Annotated in this window: 14 protein-coding genes and 1 pseudogene; 8 read left to right on the plus strand and 7 right to left on the minus strand. The window is 36.4% G+C overall.

What is annotated here, in order from left to right; translation table 11 throughout:
* Positions 1-400 precede the first annotated feature (400 nt).
* Both AC1MGI_RS01460 and AC1MGI_RS01465 read left to right on the plus strand, forming a co-directional pair.
* Entirely contained in the window at positions 401-1027 is a 627-nt protein-coding gene (locus AC1MGI_RS01460) for a LysE family translocator (RefSeq protein ID WP_480348002.1), read from the plus strand.
* Between the two features lie 493 nt (positions 1028-1520).
* Positions 1521-2312 (plus strand): annotated as a pseudogene (locus tag AC1MGI_RS01465) (ABC transporter ATP-binding protein).
* 401 nt (positions 2313-2713) lie between these two features.
* Here the strand turns inward: AC1MGI_RS01465 and AC1MGI_RS01470 are convergent.
* Complete coding sequence (locus tag AC1MGI_RS01470; RefSeq protein ID WP_480348003.1) at positions 2714-4138, minus strand: MFS transporter; 1425 nt, start codon at positions 4136-4138, stop codon at positions 2714-2716.
* 231 nt (positions 4139-4369) lie between these two features.
* On the opposite strand from AC1MGI_RS01470, the gene AC1MGI_RS01475 reads away from it, so the two are divergent.
* Entirely contained in the window at positions 4370-5593 is a 1224-nt protein-coding gene (locus AC1MGI_RS01475; protein ID WP_480348004.1) for a helix-turn-helix transcriptional regulator, read from the plus strand.
* 559 nt (positions 5594-6152) lie between these two features.
* Here the strand turns inward: AC1MGI_RS01475 and AC1MGI_RS01480 are convergent.
* The 5 genes from AC1MGI_RS01480 to AC1MGI_RS01500 form a co-directional block, all read right to left on the minus strand.
* The gene (locus AC1MGI_RS01480) at positions 6153-6593 is read right to left on the minus strand and encodes an SRPBCC family protein (protein ID WP_480348005.1); all 441 of its coding nucleotides are present in this window, start codon (positions 6591-6593) and stop codon (positions 6153-6155) included.
* Between the two features lie 331 nt (positions 6594-6924).
* Positions 6925-8154, minus strand: a complete 1230-nt coding sequence (locus tag AC1MGI_RS01485; RefSeq protein WP_480348006.1) for an RNA-guided endonuclease TnpB family protein — start codon at positions 8152-8154, stop codon at positions 6925-6927.
* Positions 8155-8442: 288 nt separating this feature from the next.
* A complete protein-coding gene (locus tag AC1MGI_RS01490; protein ID WP_480348007.1) occupies positions 8443-9003 on the minus strand; it encodes a TetR/AcrR family transcriptional regulator in 561 nt (186 codons plus the stop codon).
* 195 nt (positions 9004-9198) lie between these two features.
* Positions 9199-10404: an MFS transporter gene (locus tag AC1MGI_RS01495; protein WP_480348008.1), complete on the minus strand. Its 1206-nt coding sequence runs from the start codon at positions 10402-10404 to the stop codon at positions 9199-9201.
* A 202-nt stretch (positions 10405-10606) separates the two neighbouring features.
* Positions 10607-10825: a hypothetical protein gene (locus AC1MGI_RS01500; RefSeq protein WP_480348009.1), complete on the minus strand. Its 219-nt coding sequence runs from the start codon at positions 10823-10825 to the stop codon at positions 10607-10609.
* 299 nt (positions 10826-11124) lie between these two features.
* Between AC1MGI_RS01500 and AC1MGI_RS01505 the strand changes: the two genes are divergently transcribed.
* From AC1MGI_RS01505 to AC1MGI_RS01515, 3 genes are all read left to right on the plus strand, one after another.
* Positions 11125-12507 carry an aminotransferase-like domain-containing protein gene (locus AC1MGI_RS01505; RefSeq protein WP_480348010.1) on the plus strand — a complete coding sequence of 461 codons (1383 nt, stop codon included), beginning with the start codon at positions 11125-11127 and terminating at the stop codon, positions 12505-12507.
* A gap of 127 nt (positions 12508-12634) precedes the next feature.
* Positions 12635-13837, plus strand: a complete 1203-nt coding sequence (locus AC1MGI_RS01510) for an aminotransferase-like domain-containing protein (RefSeq protein WP_480348011.1) — start codon at positions 12635-12637, stop codon at positions 13835-13837.
* A gap of 289 nt (positions 13838-14126) precedes the next feature.
* Positions 14127-14258 (plus strand): hypothetical protein, encoded by a 132-nt coding sequence (locus AC1MGI_RS01515; protein WP_480349672.1) that lies wholly within the window; start codon positions 14127-14129, stop codon positions 14256-14258.
* 111 nt (positions 14259-14369) lie between these two features.
* On the opposite strand, the gene AC1MGI_RS01520 is transcribed toward AC1MGI_RS01515, so the two are convergent.
* Positions 14370-15239, minus strand: coding sequence for a LysR family transcriptional regulator (locus tag AC1MGI_RS01520; protein WP_480348012.1), 870 nt, complete (start codon positions 15237-15239; stop codon positions 14370-14372).
* A gap of 128 nt (positions 15240-15367) precedes the next feature.
* On the opposite strand from AC1MGI_RS01520, the gene AC1MGI_RS01525 reads away from it, so the two are divergent.
* Together AC1MGI_RS01525 and AC1MGI_RS01530 are read left to right on the plus strand one after the other, a co-directional pair.
* Positions 15368-15595 (plus strand): hypothetical protein, encoded by a 228-nt coding sequence (locus AC1MGI_RS01525; RefSeq protein ID WP_480348014.1) that lies wholly within the window; start codon positions 15368-15370, stop codon positions 15593-15595.
* Between the two features lie 294 nt (positions 15596-15889).
* Positions 15890-16783, plus strand: coding sequence for a DMT family transporter (locus tag AC1MGI_RS01530; protein ID WP_480348016.1), 894 nt, complete (start codon positions 15890-15892; stop codon positions 16781-16783).
* Positions 16784-17114 lie beyond the last annotated feature (331 nt).

The raw sequence follows: 17114 nt of genomic DNA on the forward strand, positions 1-17114 counted from the left end.
ACGCACATTCTAATTATAGGGGATGTTCAAAAAGTCCGGTAAAAAAGCTTGCGAATTGCTTCAAATCTCTGTCTCTACGGTCCTCTCGAGATGCACGCCTCGAACTTCTCGGCTCTTTTTATCCTCCTTTTTGAACACGCACTTATATACACATCTTCCTAATTTTCATATTATTCAGACAGCAATTGGACAGTCTGACAATCAAAATGTAGACATCACTTATCTGAAGCGATTGATTCCCTACTTTTCCTTATATTTATATTACCATATTATTCTAAACATTCCTGATGATCATGGATACCATTCCAAACGAATTGCTTTTAAACTTTTGAATGGCTGTTGATTTACGATTCATCCTCTACTATACTTGACGGTATTGAAGGAATAGGAGGAAACCCCAATGTTTGATTTTTCTACTTTAGGAGCGTTTATTGCAGTCGTAATTGGGCTCTTTTTAATTCCAGGTCCGGCTGTTCTTCTTACCGCCACTCGCACTGTTCAAGGTGGGCGTAGAGCAGGCGTAATTGCAGGTATTGGACTTGCGACTGGCGATTTGATTCATACTATATTTGCCGCGGTTGGACTTTCCGCCATTTTGATGACATCTGCACTTGCTTTTAATATTGTGAAGTTTGCAGGTGCTGCTTACTTAATTTATCTCGGCATTCGTGCGATATTAGAAAAGCCATCTGATCCTAAACTGCCAAAGGTTTCCCCGATATCGTCTTTAAGTACGTATGGTCAGGCCATTTTAACAGAAGTTCTTAACCCGAAAACAGCTCTCTTCTTTCTAGCATTTTTGCCACAGTTCGTTCACCCTGAACAAGGGACATCTGTTCTCCAATTCTTGTTTCTCGGCCTAATCTTTGTATTCTTAGGTGTGATCTATACGACACTTATCGCCTTTTGCATCCGTCCACTCGGGCGGCTTGTTAAACGGATATCTTGGCTCGCCCGCTTTAGCGGTAAAATTGTCGGAGCCATCTATCTCGGACTTGGTTTAAAGGTGGCGTTTCAAAGTCGCTAATTCGAATTGAAACTCATCAAAAAAACAAACAGTGAGTTAAATATAGATAATGACAATTAACTCTTGAGTTAAAAAGCCCATATCATGATTACCAAGTAATCATTGATACAGGCTTTTTATATTTCTATGCCCTCTTGTTTGGTATTACAGCTTTTCTTACCAACATAGCATCATTTTATTAAGCACCATTCTTCATTAATTTTCTACTTTTGTCCTTTTGGAAATCATATGTATAGATTTTTATATCCTTCATAGGCTCCGTCTGTGTTAAATAAATTGATGCTAAAGTATTTTCCTCTATTTAAAATTTCCCAACTCCCTTACATTCCTTTAGTTCTTCAGTGCGAGATACTTCAACAGTTTCAAGCAACCTAATACAATAGCTTTAGGGGCAATATGCCAAGCAGGAATTATTACAGCAGTCATTGGGGCACCATATTTTTTATATTTATTACGTTCTGAACGAAAAAAGGCATAAGAAAGGCGATCAATTATGACAACATTATCAGCAGAACAACTTTCTCTCTCTTACGGATCAACTCAAATCCTTGATACTATCAGTTTAGAAGTTCCTAAAGATAAGATTAGCGTTATTATTGGGTCCAATGGTTGTGGTAAATCAACCATTTTACGGTCCTTAGCTAGGTGATTAACTCCCCAGGAAGGTATAGTCTATTTAGCTGGAAAAGCGATTCATCAGCAATCTTCCAAAGAGATTGCGAAGAAATTGGCCATTTTACCTCAAGGTCCAGAAGCCCCAGAAGATATAACCGTCAAAGATCTATGTTACTACGGTAGACATCCACATAAAGGTTTATTTTCTAAACAAACTCCGGAAGATCATTCAATTGTAGAACGTGCATTATCGGCAACAAAAATGACTGATTTTGCAGATCGCACATTGGATCAATGATCTGGGGGACAAAGGCAAAGAGCGTGGATTTCAATGGCCTTAGCTCAAGATACAGATCTCTTATTAGTAGATGAACCAACAACCTATTTAGATCTAGCGCACCAAATTGAAATATTAGAATTACTGCGTGACTTAAACATCACTCACGGTCGAACGATAGTTATGGTTTTACATGATTTAAATCAAGCAGCGCAATACGCTGATCATCTCATTAGCATTGTTAAGGGGTAAATTTATCAAGAGGGGCCGCCCAAAAAAGGATTTACCACAAACATGATTAAAGAAGTCTTCGGACTAGAATGCTGTCTTATTGACAATCCTGTTGATCAAACACCGCTTTGCATTCCTATTGGCCGATCATTAAGATCATGATACGTACAAAAACCGTTGCCTTTAAGATGCAACGGTCCCTTTTTATTAGCTTTGTTAAATAATATGATTGATTTTTGACTCACCTAGCTTATCAACAAAGTTTACTAACAGAGCCTTTTTATTAGAAGCATTCATATGTACAATTGAATTTTTCTGTCTAACTATTGATGATCAGATTGTACAAAGTTTGCTTCATCCCGATAGAGTTTTGCTTATCATTTACTGCTTTTTCATTCATTTACATGTTGCTAAAATGATATTACAAATCGATATCAACACCCATTAATTGTTCATACATCCCACTTTGCTCTTCTAAAAAGATATTCGTTTCCCTTCTATCCTTATAAAAGTCACTCCAGATATACGTTTTTGTAAAAGCACTCTCGATTATTACATGGCTACTATGCTCCCATTTCCATCTTTGCTTTTCTTTCCTGATTCTCTTTTGTCATTTTTTCATAAAATTCCTTGTTAATTGGGTACTTCTTCATCGCGATCAATGCAATGATATGAGCAATTAGCGGTGCACCAAAGTACAGTCCTAATATAGACCAGTATAGTGTTGGAGTGACTTCCATCCCTGCTGTATAATGTGCAGCTCCAAGTACAGCTCCTAATAATAAACCACTTAGAGAACTAACCATTTTATCCACAAACGAGAACGCAGTGGCAATCATGCTAGGAATGAAACGTCCGTTTTTCCAAAGCTCATAATCGGCTACATCAGCAATCATTGGAATCTGATTCGTATCAGCCATTCTCTCGGCTAGACGGAAGAAAGAGATTAAAACAACCGCTAGAATAACAGAGCCCGCATCAAATGGTCGAATGACTAAAAGGATGGCCGCAGCAACAATGCTGAGAATTTGGCCAATCACAAATGATTTTTTTAATCCTAAATAGACAGCTAAGCCAACACCGATAAAGGCACCTGCTAAACTAACAAAGGTTGCAGGTCCGTTGACGATTGCCTGAAATTCCGCACCACCCATGACAATCATAAAGAAGTAAGCCGTTGCTGAACTTTGAATGGAAGTCGCAATTTTCGTTGAAGACCCCGCAACTATCAGCATTTGAAGCGCCTTATTACCTTTAATAATAGAAATGAAATCTTTTATTTTAATCTGATTTTCCTTTTTAGTCATATCCTTTACTTCGTAGTAATTTTCATTATCCTTTTTCCAGATACCAGCCATTGCAATGATCGTGAATAAAGTGGTAAACCCTGCAATCATAAAAGCAAAGTTTCTAAATGAAGCAGGATCCTCTACCCCGCCAAAATAATTTAAAATAATCATACCAAAGGAGAAAATAAGAATATCGAGTCCAGTCATGATAACCTGGTCAATCCCACTTACTAGTGGGCGTTGTTTTGGATTATTCGTTAAAACATTTTGAGCACTCTTTGTACAAATCGTAGAACAAGTATAGCCAATGTTCCAAATCACGTAACAAACTGCAATCCATGTATACATGGCAATGTTACTATCTAATTGAAGCCCCCAATAGAGCCCAACCGTAGAGATATTCATAATAATCATGCCCGCAAACATATAAGGTCTGAATTTACCAAAACGAGTATTCGTTTTATCGATCATTAATCCAATCATTGGATCGATAAATGCATCAAAAATACGGGAAAATGTCATCATTCCACCGACAATAACAGCTGATAGCCCTAAGCTATCTGTACAATAATAGATAAAAAACATGAGGTACATAAAGTATTGAGCATTTGTTGCTGAATTGTTAAAAGCAAAAGTGACAAGCTGCCATGGTTTGGCGTTATTATATTGAATTTCACTAGCCATTGAACGATTTGCCATAGGATTTCCTCCTAAAAAAATGAGATTAAAATATTTAATATGGGTACATCATAATACGATAAAAGCGTTTTCACATCTACTATTGTTGGTTATTATGAAAAATCGAATCTATAATGTTCCCGCTTACAAAATAAAAAACCACACTTGTCATACTTATCGATATATACAATAAATAATTTGAACGTTAAGATGGTGTGATAATGAAATGAGAGTTTAGATAAAGGGGAAACGATGGAGAACTTACTAAATGAATTAACGGAAAAGTGTTGGATGATCAAAAGTGCTTTTAAAATGGATGTTGAAGTCATAGATGAACAATTCAGAACCATTCTACACATCTCAGATGACACAGAACCCCTCATCATGACAGAAACAAGGAAGGGGATGTATGCTCATTTTCAAAAAGCACTGATGAAGGCAAAGAAACATAGTTTTTGTTTTCAAACAGATTCCTTTTCCCTTTCCTATTTCGCCATAGCTCTTATCACCCATGAAACGGATAAAGGGATGGTCATAGTAGGTCCTTTTTTAAAAGAACGGGTAACAGATTCTTTCATTTGGCGTGTAATCAAGGAAAACCATTTGGAAAGTAGTTCGTTCAAATCTTTAGAAAGCTATTATAAATCCATTGCCTATATAGGAGAATCATACTTAGCTTTAGGAGATGTTTTAGTGAATATCTATGGACATCCTCCTATAAAATCTCAAATCATCACAATGGTAAGCAATGAAGGAGACAATCCTAAAGAGCTTCAACCACAAGAATTTGATGAAGATGATTTTGATATTAAACTAAGATATGAGATTGAGAAAAAACTTTTACACTTTATTGAGGTAGGGAATACAGAAAAGGCACTGGAAACATTCGTAGAATTTTCGGGAGATTTCTTATACAGGGTGCCTGGAAATCCTTTACGAGCAAGAAAAAACATTGCTTTCAGCTACAGTAGCATGCTTCGGTTGGCAGCCAATAAGGGTGGCGTAGCTCCACAATATTTGCATGGAATTTCAGAACTGTTTGCCATAAAGATTGAGGAAACCATCACCATATCTGAAATAGATCTGTTGGAAGTGGCTATGACAGAAGAATATTGTAATGCTGTGAGAAGCTTTGCGATGAAAGGACATAGTTCGGTGGTCAAACAGGTGCTCATGTATCTCAATCTTCATTTTAGTGAACCGATCAATCTACAATCAGTAGCAAATGAGCTTGGGTTTAATCGGACCTATATAGCAAAGAAATTTAAAGATGAGATGAATATGACGGTCATTGATTATATTCAGAAGAAAAGAATCGATGAAGCAGTCTTTCTCATTGAACAGGGACAATCATCAATCACGGATATTAGCTATATGGTAGGATTTAGCAGCTATAATTATTTCTGTAAAGTATTTAAGGAAGTAAAAGGAATGACCGCAACGGCGTTTAAGAGCGGCAAAAGAGTAGACGTATGAAAGACTCATATGTCTACTCTTTTAAAAGTGGGAGATGCATTTTTGGGTTAGAGACTTTCGCCAAGTCATACCATTGTTGGTTTATAAAAAAGTTTGATCATTGTCTACCTGTGTGCTCAACAATCGCGCCCTTTAATGGAATAACTAAAATATGATGAGATCTTTTAAAACAACTTAAATCTACTTTCACTAAATCTCCCATTAATTTAAGTAAAATGTGTACCAAACGTATTTTAGTAATAAGTCCAATATTTAACGTAGAAGTCGAAAACCTTTATATGATTTCATTTTATTTCTTCGCTGAATGATTAAAGGGAGCAAGTAAAACCATTGGTAAAAACCAATAAAGACTCTGCCAATTGTAAAATCACCATCATCAATTATTTGAATTAGCATGAGTATATGGGTGACACAACGAAAAAAGAGGCCGTCCATTTTTGGACAGCCCCCTTTCCGCTAATTATAAAATTTCTAGTGAAACTCTTTATCATTACATTGGTTACCATCTTTGCTTCAGAGGATGTATCTCCAAAATGAAGCGACTTTCAATCCTTAAAAACTATGAGAATACTGCAATTTTACGTGCGATAGATTCTGTTAAACGAGATGCTACTTTTGGAACAGCCCATTTAATAATTGGGGTTAACACCGCACCCGATAATCCGCCTGCATGGACTTCCACGGTACAAGTCATTGTTGTTTTACCATTAACATCTTCTGCAGTAAAGTGACCGCTTCCTGTAAAATTATCTGATAAACCTTTTAGTTCAAACTTAATATTTGAAGGTTCATGCCATTCGGTAATATCTACCTGTGCTTGTATTGTTTTTTTAATACCTTTCACACTACCTTCAAATGTCCAAATAGATTGATTGTCATTTATGATTTCATGTTCTTTATAGGCTGGTACTGTTGTTGCCCATTTTTCAAGATCACTGACATATTCCCAAACTGCTTGTACATCTATTGGAATTTCTACTGTATGTGTTCCCGTTGCCATTATGATCCCCACTTCCACTATGTATGAATTGTAAATTTACATCTCTACAATATAATTATTACATAAAAAGCATAAACTTACATCTTATAATATTAATACTATGAACCTCTCACGACTAAAGTTGCGAGTTTCTAGAAGTCATTCAGACCGGAAGATACTCGCATTTAACCTAAAAATAATCGTAAAATTCCTGCTTCATCGAGAACAGCATTCCATTACAGAACATCTTACACTCTCTCCGTTGCTTAATGAAACTAAGCAAACAGCAAACATAATGCTGACAGGCACACCCCGCAGTTCCTGCGGTAAAAAATACATACATATGTTAAATTTAAGCCGATTTTGAAAGGCTTAGTAACATGCGAATGCCTTCTTCTTTTATATTTTTTGCTGCATTTTTATCACGGTCATGTTCTGTACCGCAATTTGGGCATACCCAAATGCGGTCAGAAAGGGATAAAAGTATGTTTTTCTCTTTGCAACCATTGCATTGCTTTGAAGAAGCAAAGAAACGGTCAATTAGAATGACTTTTTTATGATCCCAAGCAGCTTTGTAAGAAACAAAAGTTACGAACGTTGACCAACTCACATCAGCAATACTACGAGCTAGCTTTTTGTTTTTAATCAGACCCTTTACATTTAAATCTTCTAAAATGATAACTTGGTTTTCGTTAACGAGTTTACGAGATTGTTTATGCAAAAAATCCTTTCGGGTATTACTGATTTTTAAGTGTAGTTTGGCAATTTTCTTTTGTAATTTTTTATAATTCGAAGAGCCTTTTTTCTTATTTTTTAATTGACGTTGAAATTTTGCTAACTTATATAAATATTTCTTCAAATAACGCGGATTATCGATTTTATTACCATTTGAGTCAATTAAAAAATGGGTTAATCCCAAATCACCACCGATGATTTGTTCATCAGGAATAGAAGACCAATCGACTTCTTTTTTCAATGGAATAATCTCTTCGATTTTTAGTGAAATATGGACTTGTCCACTACTATGAATGGAAACAGTCGCCCCTTTAATTTGTCCGTTAAATTCATTTTCTTGAAACAACTTACGTTGTTTCTTTGAAAATTTAACCTTAACCCAACCAATTTTAGGGAGCTTTATTTTCTGCGCTTCCACATCTAATTTTATATTTCCATTCGTTTCTTTGGTAGAAAAACTTTGTTTAGCATTATGCTTTGATTTGAATGTAGAATATCTATTTTGACCTTTAAAGAAACGGTCGAATGCATCGTCCACTTGTTCCATTGCACACTCTAAAACAAACTTATCAGGTTGTTTTAACCAAAGAAACTCCGGGTGGTCTTTCAGACAATTAAATGATTTTTTGAATTCGCCATAATTGAGGGTTTTTCCAGTATCGCGATAAATTTCTTGTTTTTCGTTTAAATAAAAATTGTATGTAAATCGAGCACAACCCGCGAATTGAACCATTTTTTCTAATTGTTTAGGTGTTGCCATAGAACGGAGCTTTAAACCATAATGATGTAATCGAAGTCCTTCTTCCGCTAGTTCCTTATTACCTTGTTCTACTGTTTTACGCACCATAACAACACTTCCTGTAAGATTAATATAGTTAAATTATAGCAAAAGGAACATTTGTTTGTCTTCAATTTTTCATTTTATTTTAAATAAACTCAAAAAAACGCCCTAACCCATCACTGAAGTAACGGGTGTGCCGTCGTTGGTCATCAATACAGGAATTTTAATCAAACTTTTTTACAAATTATCGAACTTTATTTTAAAGCCACAACCATTTCTATCAATGAATGGATCTGTCCAACTTTTTATCCCACTCTTAACAGGCAGTAAGCCCCCACTCAAGGAAGTCTCCCTTTACCCTTGAACACCAGCCCAGAAAATATTCCAAGTAATCTGTTGTACTTTTTCATATGCCTGACTGTTTTCATATAATAACTGGACATCGAGACCGTCTAATAGCGTGGCATACGCCATCGCACATTCTTCAGGACTTAGACGACAGGTATGCTTAGAAAAGCAAACTGCAACCTCTTCTTTCAGAATGGCCAAATATAAACGGAATTGGGAGATGACATAGTCATAAACCTCCAATGGCGTAAAAGATGACAAAACAAGCATAAATGAAGCATTGGGATTCGTTAAAAAACGATTTTTATGTTCCGTTAAAAAGTTATACAACTGATGTTCGAGAGGTTCTTCTGCATGATCTTTAAAATAGCTCTGAACAAACAATCGTTCTTCTTGTACAACATCTTGATAAACTTCCAAAAAGAGTTCCTTTTTGGTTGAATAGTGATAGGAAAGAGATTGCTTCCGAATCCCGGTTTCTTCCGCAATTTGGGCCATCTTCGTTCCCTCATATCCATATTGGTTAAAATGTTTAATCGCTATCTTTTTTATCTGTTCTTTGCTCATCTTTTTACCTCCATAAGTCAAAATAAAGTGAAACTTCCATCAGTGGGGGCATCCCCCACTGATGGTTAGTTGAACCAATCGGGGATTTACAGGCTGTTTATCCCCCACCTATTTATTTCTTGATTCTCTCACAAAAATTGAGGTGGGGGTTTTACAGCCTGTTAAACCGGGATAAAATGGGAGAGAGTCATAATTCTAGGCTAATGCTCTCTTCTTTTTCATTTGTAAAACGAAAGCAGCATGAATAAGATATAGGAGTAAATATAAGACATAAGTAATGATCGCTACATAGAATACAGCCTCATAGGAAAAGGTTTTTGCCACCGTACCAAGTAAAATAGAGCCTCCGCCGATTCCTAAATCATAAAAATTAAAAAAGGATCCGATCGCATTTTCATGGTCATGTTCTTCCACTAGGTTCAAGCATACAGTTTGAAGAGCAGGAAAAATGGCTCCGAATCCCATCCCATATAGAAAACCAGCCAAGAGAAACCCAATCTCATTTTGGGCCGCGATAAGGACAACAAAACCAGCAATGCTAATCACTCCAGCAGGGATTAATACATAAGCAGGTCCTAGGTTGTCAAACATTTTACCAGAAACCAACCTTACAAGAAGACCTGCAATTGCTACAATGAAGAAAAACCATGCGACATTTTCAAATCCTTTATCGATTGCGTATAAAGTAGTGAATGACATGATTCCACCAGAGCTTATTCCTGTCATAAAAATGAGAATCGATGGAAATAGCACACGTTTTTCGATCAACTTGACTGTAGTGGTTGGAACTTCTACCGTTCTTAATTCATTTGCCATGTTAGGTTTTCGAGAAATGAAAATCGTTGTTAATAGGGCCAGTAAAATGAATGCCGTACAACTCATAAATAAACTCCCGAAATGATCGTTACCTAGGATACTAACCCCCATTAACGGTCCAATCGACATAGCCATCGTCTCTCCCACACCGAAATACCCCATACCTTCTCCTCGACGATCCTCAGGAATATTTTCAGCTGCGATGGTCGTAAAATAGGTAGTAGCTAAGCCAAAACCAAAACCATGAATCACTCGGACAAAAATCATCATCCCAACACCTGACGAAAGGTAGTATACCCCAGAAGATAGAGCACATATTGCGATGCCGATAATTAATAAATATTTTTTATCCATTTTGGTAGCTAGAACACCTGCAAAAGGCCGAATGAGAATCGCTGAAAACACAAATATTCCTGTCACTAATCCAATTTGTGTAGCATCTCCACCAATACGTGAAACAAATAGAGGCAAGGTCGGAAGTAACATCTCGAACGCCCCAAATAATAAAGCATTGGCCAACATGACAAAAATAAAAGAACGGCTCCATAGCTTTACCTTGGAAGTTTGTTTTGTAATAACAGGCATATGAATCCCCCACATTATAAATTATATCTCGAAGATACAGAATTCATTATACCTGACTTTAGTCAGACTACAAAATAAATAATTAGAAGATTCATACGGATTTATTTTGAGGCAAATAAATTTCACTAGGCCCTCCAGCAAAAATAGTAAGTAAACTTTTTAATGTTTTAATGGTATATTAATCTCTAATAATACTCACACGCTATCGAAAGGCTTTTTCCAATTTCTTTAGATGTCCCCCATGTCCAGCTCTTGAAGGGGTGATTACTGAGAAACCATTCTCTACTAATGCCTCAATACCCAAATTCTTTATTACAATTTGACTGCACCCGTGCATGACAAATATGGGTTCCCATTTATCAATAACCGAATATTTAATCGAAATTCCTTCTGTGAAAAATATGTCGATTCTTCGTTCCATAAATCATCCTTCCTTTCTTAAACACAATTATAGATCTTTTAATATTTGCTTTATTTTTCATATTATATTGTATTTGGCAATCAAGAAATGCTGTTTATGGCAGTATGTTTTATGAATGGAAAAAGAGCCTAAATATACAAGAAGTGCATAAAACCTTGCATATTTAGGCTCTTTAATTTTACTTCTTATTGTGTTAAAGCCCCGTTAGTGAAAATACTAGTGAAAAATGTTAAAGGAATTTATGGATTTGAATTTGTTGCCATACAATTCTATAATTGTGTGAAAAAAGGATGAGGATTGTGCCTATTAATTCATTTGAAGATTATCCAATGACATGGAAGCCGACATTAAATCGAGAAGATAGACCGATTTATCAGGCATTAGCTAAGCAGTTAGAATGTGACATTAAAGAGGGACGCTTAGTTCCAGGCACAAAACTTCCACCGCAAAGAGAGTTAGCAGACTATTTGGATGTGAATCTAAGTACAATCTCAAAATCATTTAAATTATCTGAGTTAAAAGGACTGATTAGCTCGACCATTGGTAGTGGCACTTATGTTTCGTATGATGCGATTTCGAACGCTTATTTGCTTGCAGAAGAAAAGCCAAAGCATTTAATTGAAATGGGAGCAATATTACCGGATCGTGTGTCGTATGGACCGTTACATGACTTATTGCAAGCAATGTTACAAGAAGAAGATTGTACGAAATGGTTTGGGTACAGCCGGCCGGGTGATTCGATTTGGCAAAAAGATGCAGCCGTCAAGTTAATGAAATTTGCTGGTTTTGAAACGACTAGAGAACATATCTTATTTGCTAATGGCGGACAAAATGCCATCGCAGCAACACTTGCGAGCCTTTGTCAGCATGGAGATCGAATTGGTGTAGATCACCATACATACCCAGGCTTAAAGACAGTAGCCGCGATGCTTGGGATTAAGCTTGTACCGATTCGGTCAGAAGCAGATGAAATGAGTCCGGAAGCGCTTCTTTATGCATGTAAAAATGAAAATATTAACGGATTATATATTATTCCGGATTACCAAAATCCGATGACTTATACGATGAGCGTTGAAATTCGTAAGGCTATTGCTGAGATTGCCATAAAGTATAATTTATTTATTATTGAAGATGGAACGTATCATTTAATCCAAGAAAAAGTGTTGCCCGCTCTAGCGACATATGCACCTGAGCATACGATTTATATAGCGAGTTTATCGAAATCGATGGCACCTGGACTCCGTCTTGCTTATGTGGCAGTTCCTTTCAAATTCCTGGATTCTACTCGAAAAGCTCTTTATAACTTAAATATTTCCGTATCGCCACTACTTGCGGAGTTAACAGCACGAATAATTGTATCGAATCAATTTGAACACATTGTTGCACTTCATAAAGAGGAAACAAAAGCTCGCAATCAATTGGTCGATCATTATTTAAAGGAGAACTGTTTAGGTGAAACAACAGGAATTTTTCGTTGGTTACGTCTGCCGATTCATTATACAGGTGACCAATTTGAACAAATAGCCGCAGCACAAGGCGTACAAGTTTATAGTGGAGGGCGATTCGCGGTAGGTAATGTCGCACCAGCAAATGCCGTGCGTTTGGGGATTTGTGCTCCAGAAACGAGAGAGGAACTTGAAAAAGCGCTGATTATACTAAAAAAACTAATTGAAATATTTTGAAATGTGAAATAAATATTGTTTGCCATACAATTATAATATTGTATGGCCTTTTTGTGCGTGTTATGATGATTCAAATTAGCGGTAGGATGTCGTACGTGGATACATTAAATTAAAAGGAGCATCTAACATGCACAATAAATTTGCAAAGAGAGCTAGTTTGGTTAAATCTTCTGAAACGCGTGAAATCTTAAAGGTCACAGAACGGCCCGAAGTAATTTCTTTTGCAGGAGGTCTTCCGGCTCCAGAACTGTTTCCAGTCGAGGAGCTGAGCGTAGCATGTGAGGCAGTTTTGAAAGAAGACGGTCCCTCTTCCCTTCAATATAGCATAACAGAAGGATATATTCCCCTTAGGCATGCGATCATCATGCGTATGAATGCAATCGGTATTCAAGCGGACCTGCAGCAAGTAATGGTTACATCCGGCTCCCAGCAGGCGATTGACCTGACGGGAAAGCTCTTTCTTGACGAAGGGGATACTATCATTTGCGAAAGCCCCACATACCTGGCTGCGATCAATGCCTTTAAAGTATACAATGCCAACTTTGTAGAAGTAGAGATGGATGAAGACGGCATGATGATGGAAGCACTGGAGAAACAGCTTCAGGAGAATCCCCAGGCTAAATTTATTTATACCATTCCCGATTTTCAAAACCCGACAGGCCGAACGCTCAAACTTGAAAGAAGAAAAAGAATGATTGAGCTCGCCAGCCAATATGACATTTTGATTGTGGAAGATAATCCATACGGAGCGGTCCGATTTTCTGGAACTCCCCTTCCGCCAGTAAAACATTTTGATACAGAAGGCCGAGTCATTTATCTGAGCACCTTTTCGAAAATCTTCACACCGGGACTTCGGCTTGGCTGGATTTGTGCGGATGAAGTATTTATTGAAAAATACGTGGCATTTAAGCAGACAGCAGACTTACACTCTGACAGCTTTGCACAGCGGATCACGGCTAAATATATGGAACTTTATGATATAGAGGATCATATTGAAAAAATTAAAGCTGTATACAAAGAAAGATGCACAACGATGCTTGCCTGCATCGATCAATTTTTCCCTAAAGATATCTCCTACAGCAAGCCAGAAGGCGGGTTATTTATTTGGGTAGAGCTTCCTGCTTCTGTTGATTCAAGTAAACTCTTTGTGGAGTGCTTGAAAAATAATGTGGCTATTGTTCCTGGCATTCCATTTTTTCCAAATGGTACACAAAAGAACGCTTTACGACTAAATTACTCGAATACACCTGAAGAACAAATCATTGAAGGGATAAAACGTATTGGGGAAGTCCTACACCATGAATTAAATAAAGAGACGATATCTTCTTAATGATTAAGTAAGCACTTTATTTACTCAGTGCTTACTTTTTATATGGCTATGTTAAAGCTCTTTGTTGATTGGAGCTGAAGGCGTGAGACTCCTCCGGGAAAAGCGAGTCATAGGGAGGACAACTATAATTACACTTCTTATTTATAAAGGAAGAGGGGCACATAGTTATAAGTAATAGTTCAAAGACATTAAATAATTAGCCCCATCTTCACTTCAAGACAAAGATGAATTGTTAGAATACTTAATTGTTAAATCCACAAAAGACTTAATTAATTTTTGCTATACCTATGTGAAAGACTGGGGAATTGTAGAAGATCTTGCACAGGATTTTTTTATAAAGGCTTATAAAAACATGAATAACCTTGGAGAGTTCGGACATCAAAAAAAGGTTTATAAGTATAAGCGCGAACCACTGATTTGAGATATTTCAAACAGACTACCATGTGTGTTTAAGTAAGTGGAAAGAGAAATCAGAATTAAAATGATGTGGTGTTTTAACAATGTGATTAAATGATTTCTCCATCACACTTTTTCATTCCCTGTTTCTATATGATAAATATTCTAAAAATCTCTTGGACGCAAGAGAAAGTGATTTTTGGTCTCTCATAGCAATACCAATATTTCTAAAAGCAGGAACTTCTAGCTCTTTCACTATAATTTTGTGAGGAATACGCTGTAAAATCAATTCTGGTAATATACTGATTCCCAGCCCGTTTTCCACCATAGACATAATTGCATAGTCATCCCATGTTGTAAATTGAACTTGGGGTGAAATATGGTGCATCTCAAAAATTTCAGATATTTCTGCTTTCCCCCCCTTTTCCAATAGCATAAACGGACTGTTCAATAAGTCATTGATTGGAAACTTTTCGCAATTAGCAAGCGGATGATTTTGCGGAATCACTACCAGCAAACGGTCTTGCTCCAAAAAGATAGTTTCAAGTTCTACTTTTGACGGTAGCCGCACAAATCCGAAATCAACACGTCCATCTAAAATCCATCTTTCAATTTCTGTATAATCACCAAGCAAAAGTTCAAAATCTATCTTTGGGTAGTCCTTCTTAAAAACTCTAATCATGTTAGGGAGCCAATGAGTTGCTACGCTGGAAAATGTCCCAATACGAATCATCCCAGACTGCATATCGTGTAAGTCTTCGATCTGCGTCATTAAGATTTCATACTCATTACAGATTCGCTTTGATTGTGGCAGTAACTTTAAGCCATCAGAGGTTAAACTGATACCGGCTCGGCCTCTTTCAAAAAGGAAAACCCCCCATTCCGTTTCTAAATCGTTAATCATACGACTAATTCCTGACTGTGTATAGTCCAGTGCTTCGGCAGCTTTTGTGAAGCTACCAAATTCTACTGCTTTGACAAATGCCATATATTTCTGGATATTCATCTCTCTTTTCCTTTCCCATCTGGTTTCTTCATACATATCATGAGAAACATTCGTTTTTGTAATATATGTCAACATGATATGTTATTACTATCAAAAATTCAAGGTAGGAAAGGAGAAGGTATATCACAATGTTTTTTGTGAGTGATATTATGGAAAAGGCACCAGACAGCTATAAGTCTCCGCTACAAGAAATGGTCTATGAATCATTGACAAAGTTACAGATTTCATTTGAACGAGTGAATACAGATGAAGCAATTTCAATGGAGGACTGCATCGAGATCAATCAAAAATTGGATGTGAAAATTGAACAGCAACAAAATCATTTTTTGCGGACTTTGATAGGAGCTTTTTTCTGATATGAATACTTGCACTTTCTAAGCACAAAGTACAGTTTCGGAAAAACAAATCACATGTTTTGTATTTAGTGATTTCCGGCGTACGATGGGTGCAAGCTGGATTCTTTTTTTATCCCGCTTTTAAACGGGCAGCCCCCCCCACCGATTGAAGTTTCATTTTATTTGAAGCATCCGCATAAATCGGTGTAAGTATTGCCACCTTTGCATATTATTGAGGTCTGTGATCGCTTATATTAAAAATAGATTAAGAATCTGCGAAATATAAGCTGTTTCGTAGATTCTAAGGAGTAAACAATGAAATCGAAAATTCAGTTTATATTATCAATGGTCATTTTCGGTACAATAGGTTTAGTTGTTCGATATATTGATCTTTCTTCGAGCGAAAGAGCTTTACTAAGCAGTTTCATAGGATGCTTATTTTTAACATTAATATTCTTTAGCATGAAGAAAAAAATATCATGGAATTTAGTGAAATCGAATGCTTTAATTTTGTTTCTTTCTGGTATTGCATTGGGTGGAAATTGGTTTTTTCTTTACCAATCCTACGACCATACGACAATTGCCAATGCAACGCTAGGCTACTACTTTGCACCTGTGTTTGTGATGATTCTTTCTCCATTTGTCCTTAAGGAACAATTATCTATAAAAAAAATTGTCTGCATTGGTATAGCGATCATTGGTATGATTTTAATTGTTGGTGAAGGCGTAAGTGCATCTAATACAGATGATATTCTTGGACTTTCCTATGGATTAATCGCAGCTGCGTTTTACGCTGCATTATTGCTATTAAATAAATTTATTAAAGATATGGGAAAGTTAGAGCTGACAATCATTCAGCTAGGAATAACTGCTTTACTGCTCATGCCATACGTTTTCTTGACTTCCGGCTTTGGTATTTTTGATGTATCCAGTTCTTCCATTCCATTTATTTTAATTTTAGGGATCGTCAATACAGGGTTTGGATTTTGGTTATTCTTCTCTGGCATGGAAAGATTAAAAGGACAAAGTATTGCGATGCTAAGTTATGTAGATCCCTTTGTAGCGATACTGATTTCCGCAATGATACTGCATGAACAGATGACATTGGTTCAAATGCTTGGTGGTACATTGCTTTTAAGCTCAACATTTGTTAGTGAAATTAAATCAGTCAAATTTTCAAAACGACTAATGAAAACATTAGCTAAATAACGAGAAAGCAACGAGAAACATTCGTTCCTCGTTGTTTTTATTTTTATGCGATTATTAAACTAAACTGCCCCCTTAGTGCAATAAGTACAACTTTACAAATATGTGAAAATATTTATGTGTATACAATTCCTCTCAGAGTAATGATTAATAAACATACTACCGAAACATACATCAATTAATTTCCAGATACAATTATATTAAAACACTATTGAGTCAGGATCTATAATAGTATGAAAAAAAATAGTGGATAGTCTATGTAAGGTTAAACATAGTATCCACTATTCATTATAGTATGGTTAACTCCTGGGTCTGTTTTTTCGTTGGAGTCAAG

The sequence above is a fragment of the Peribacillus sp. BM1 genome (genome assembly GCF_056679975.1).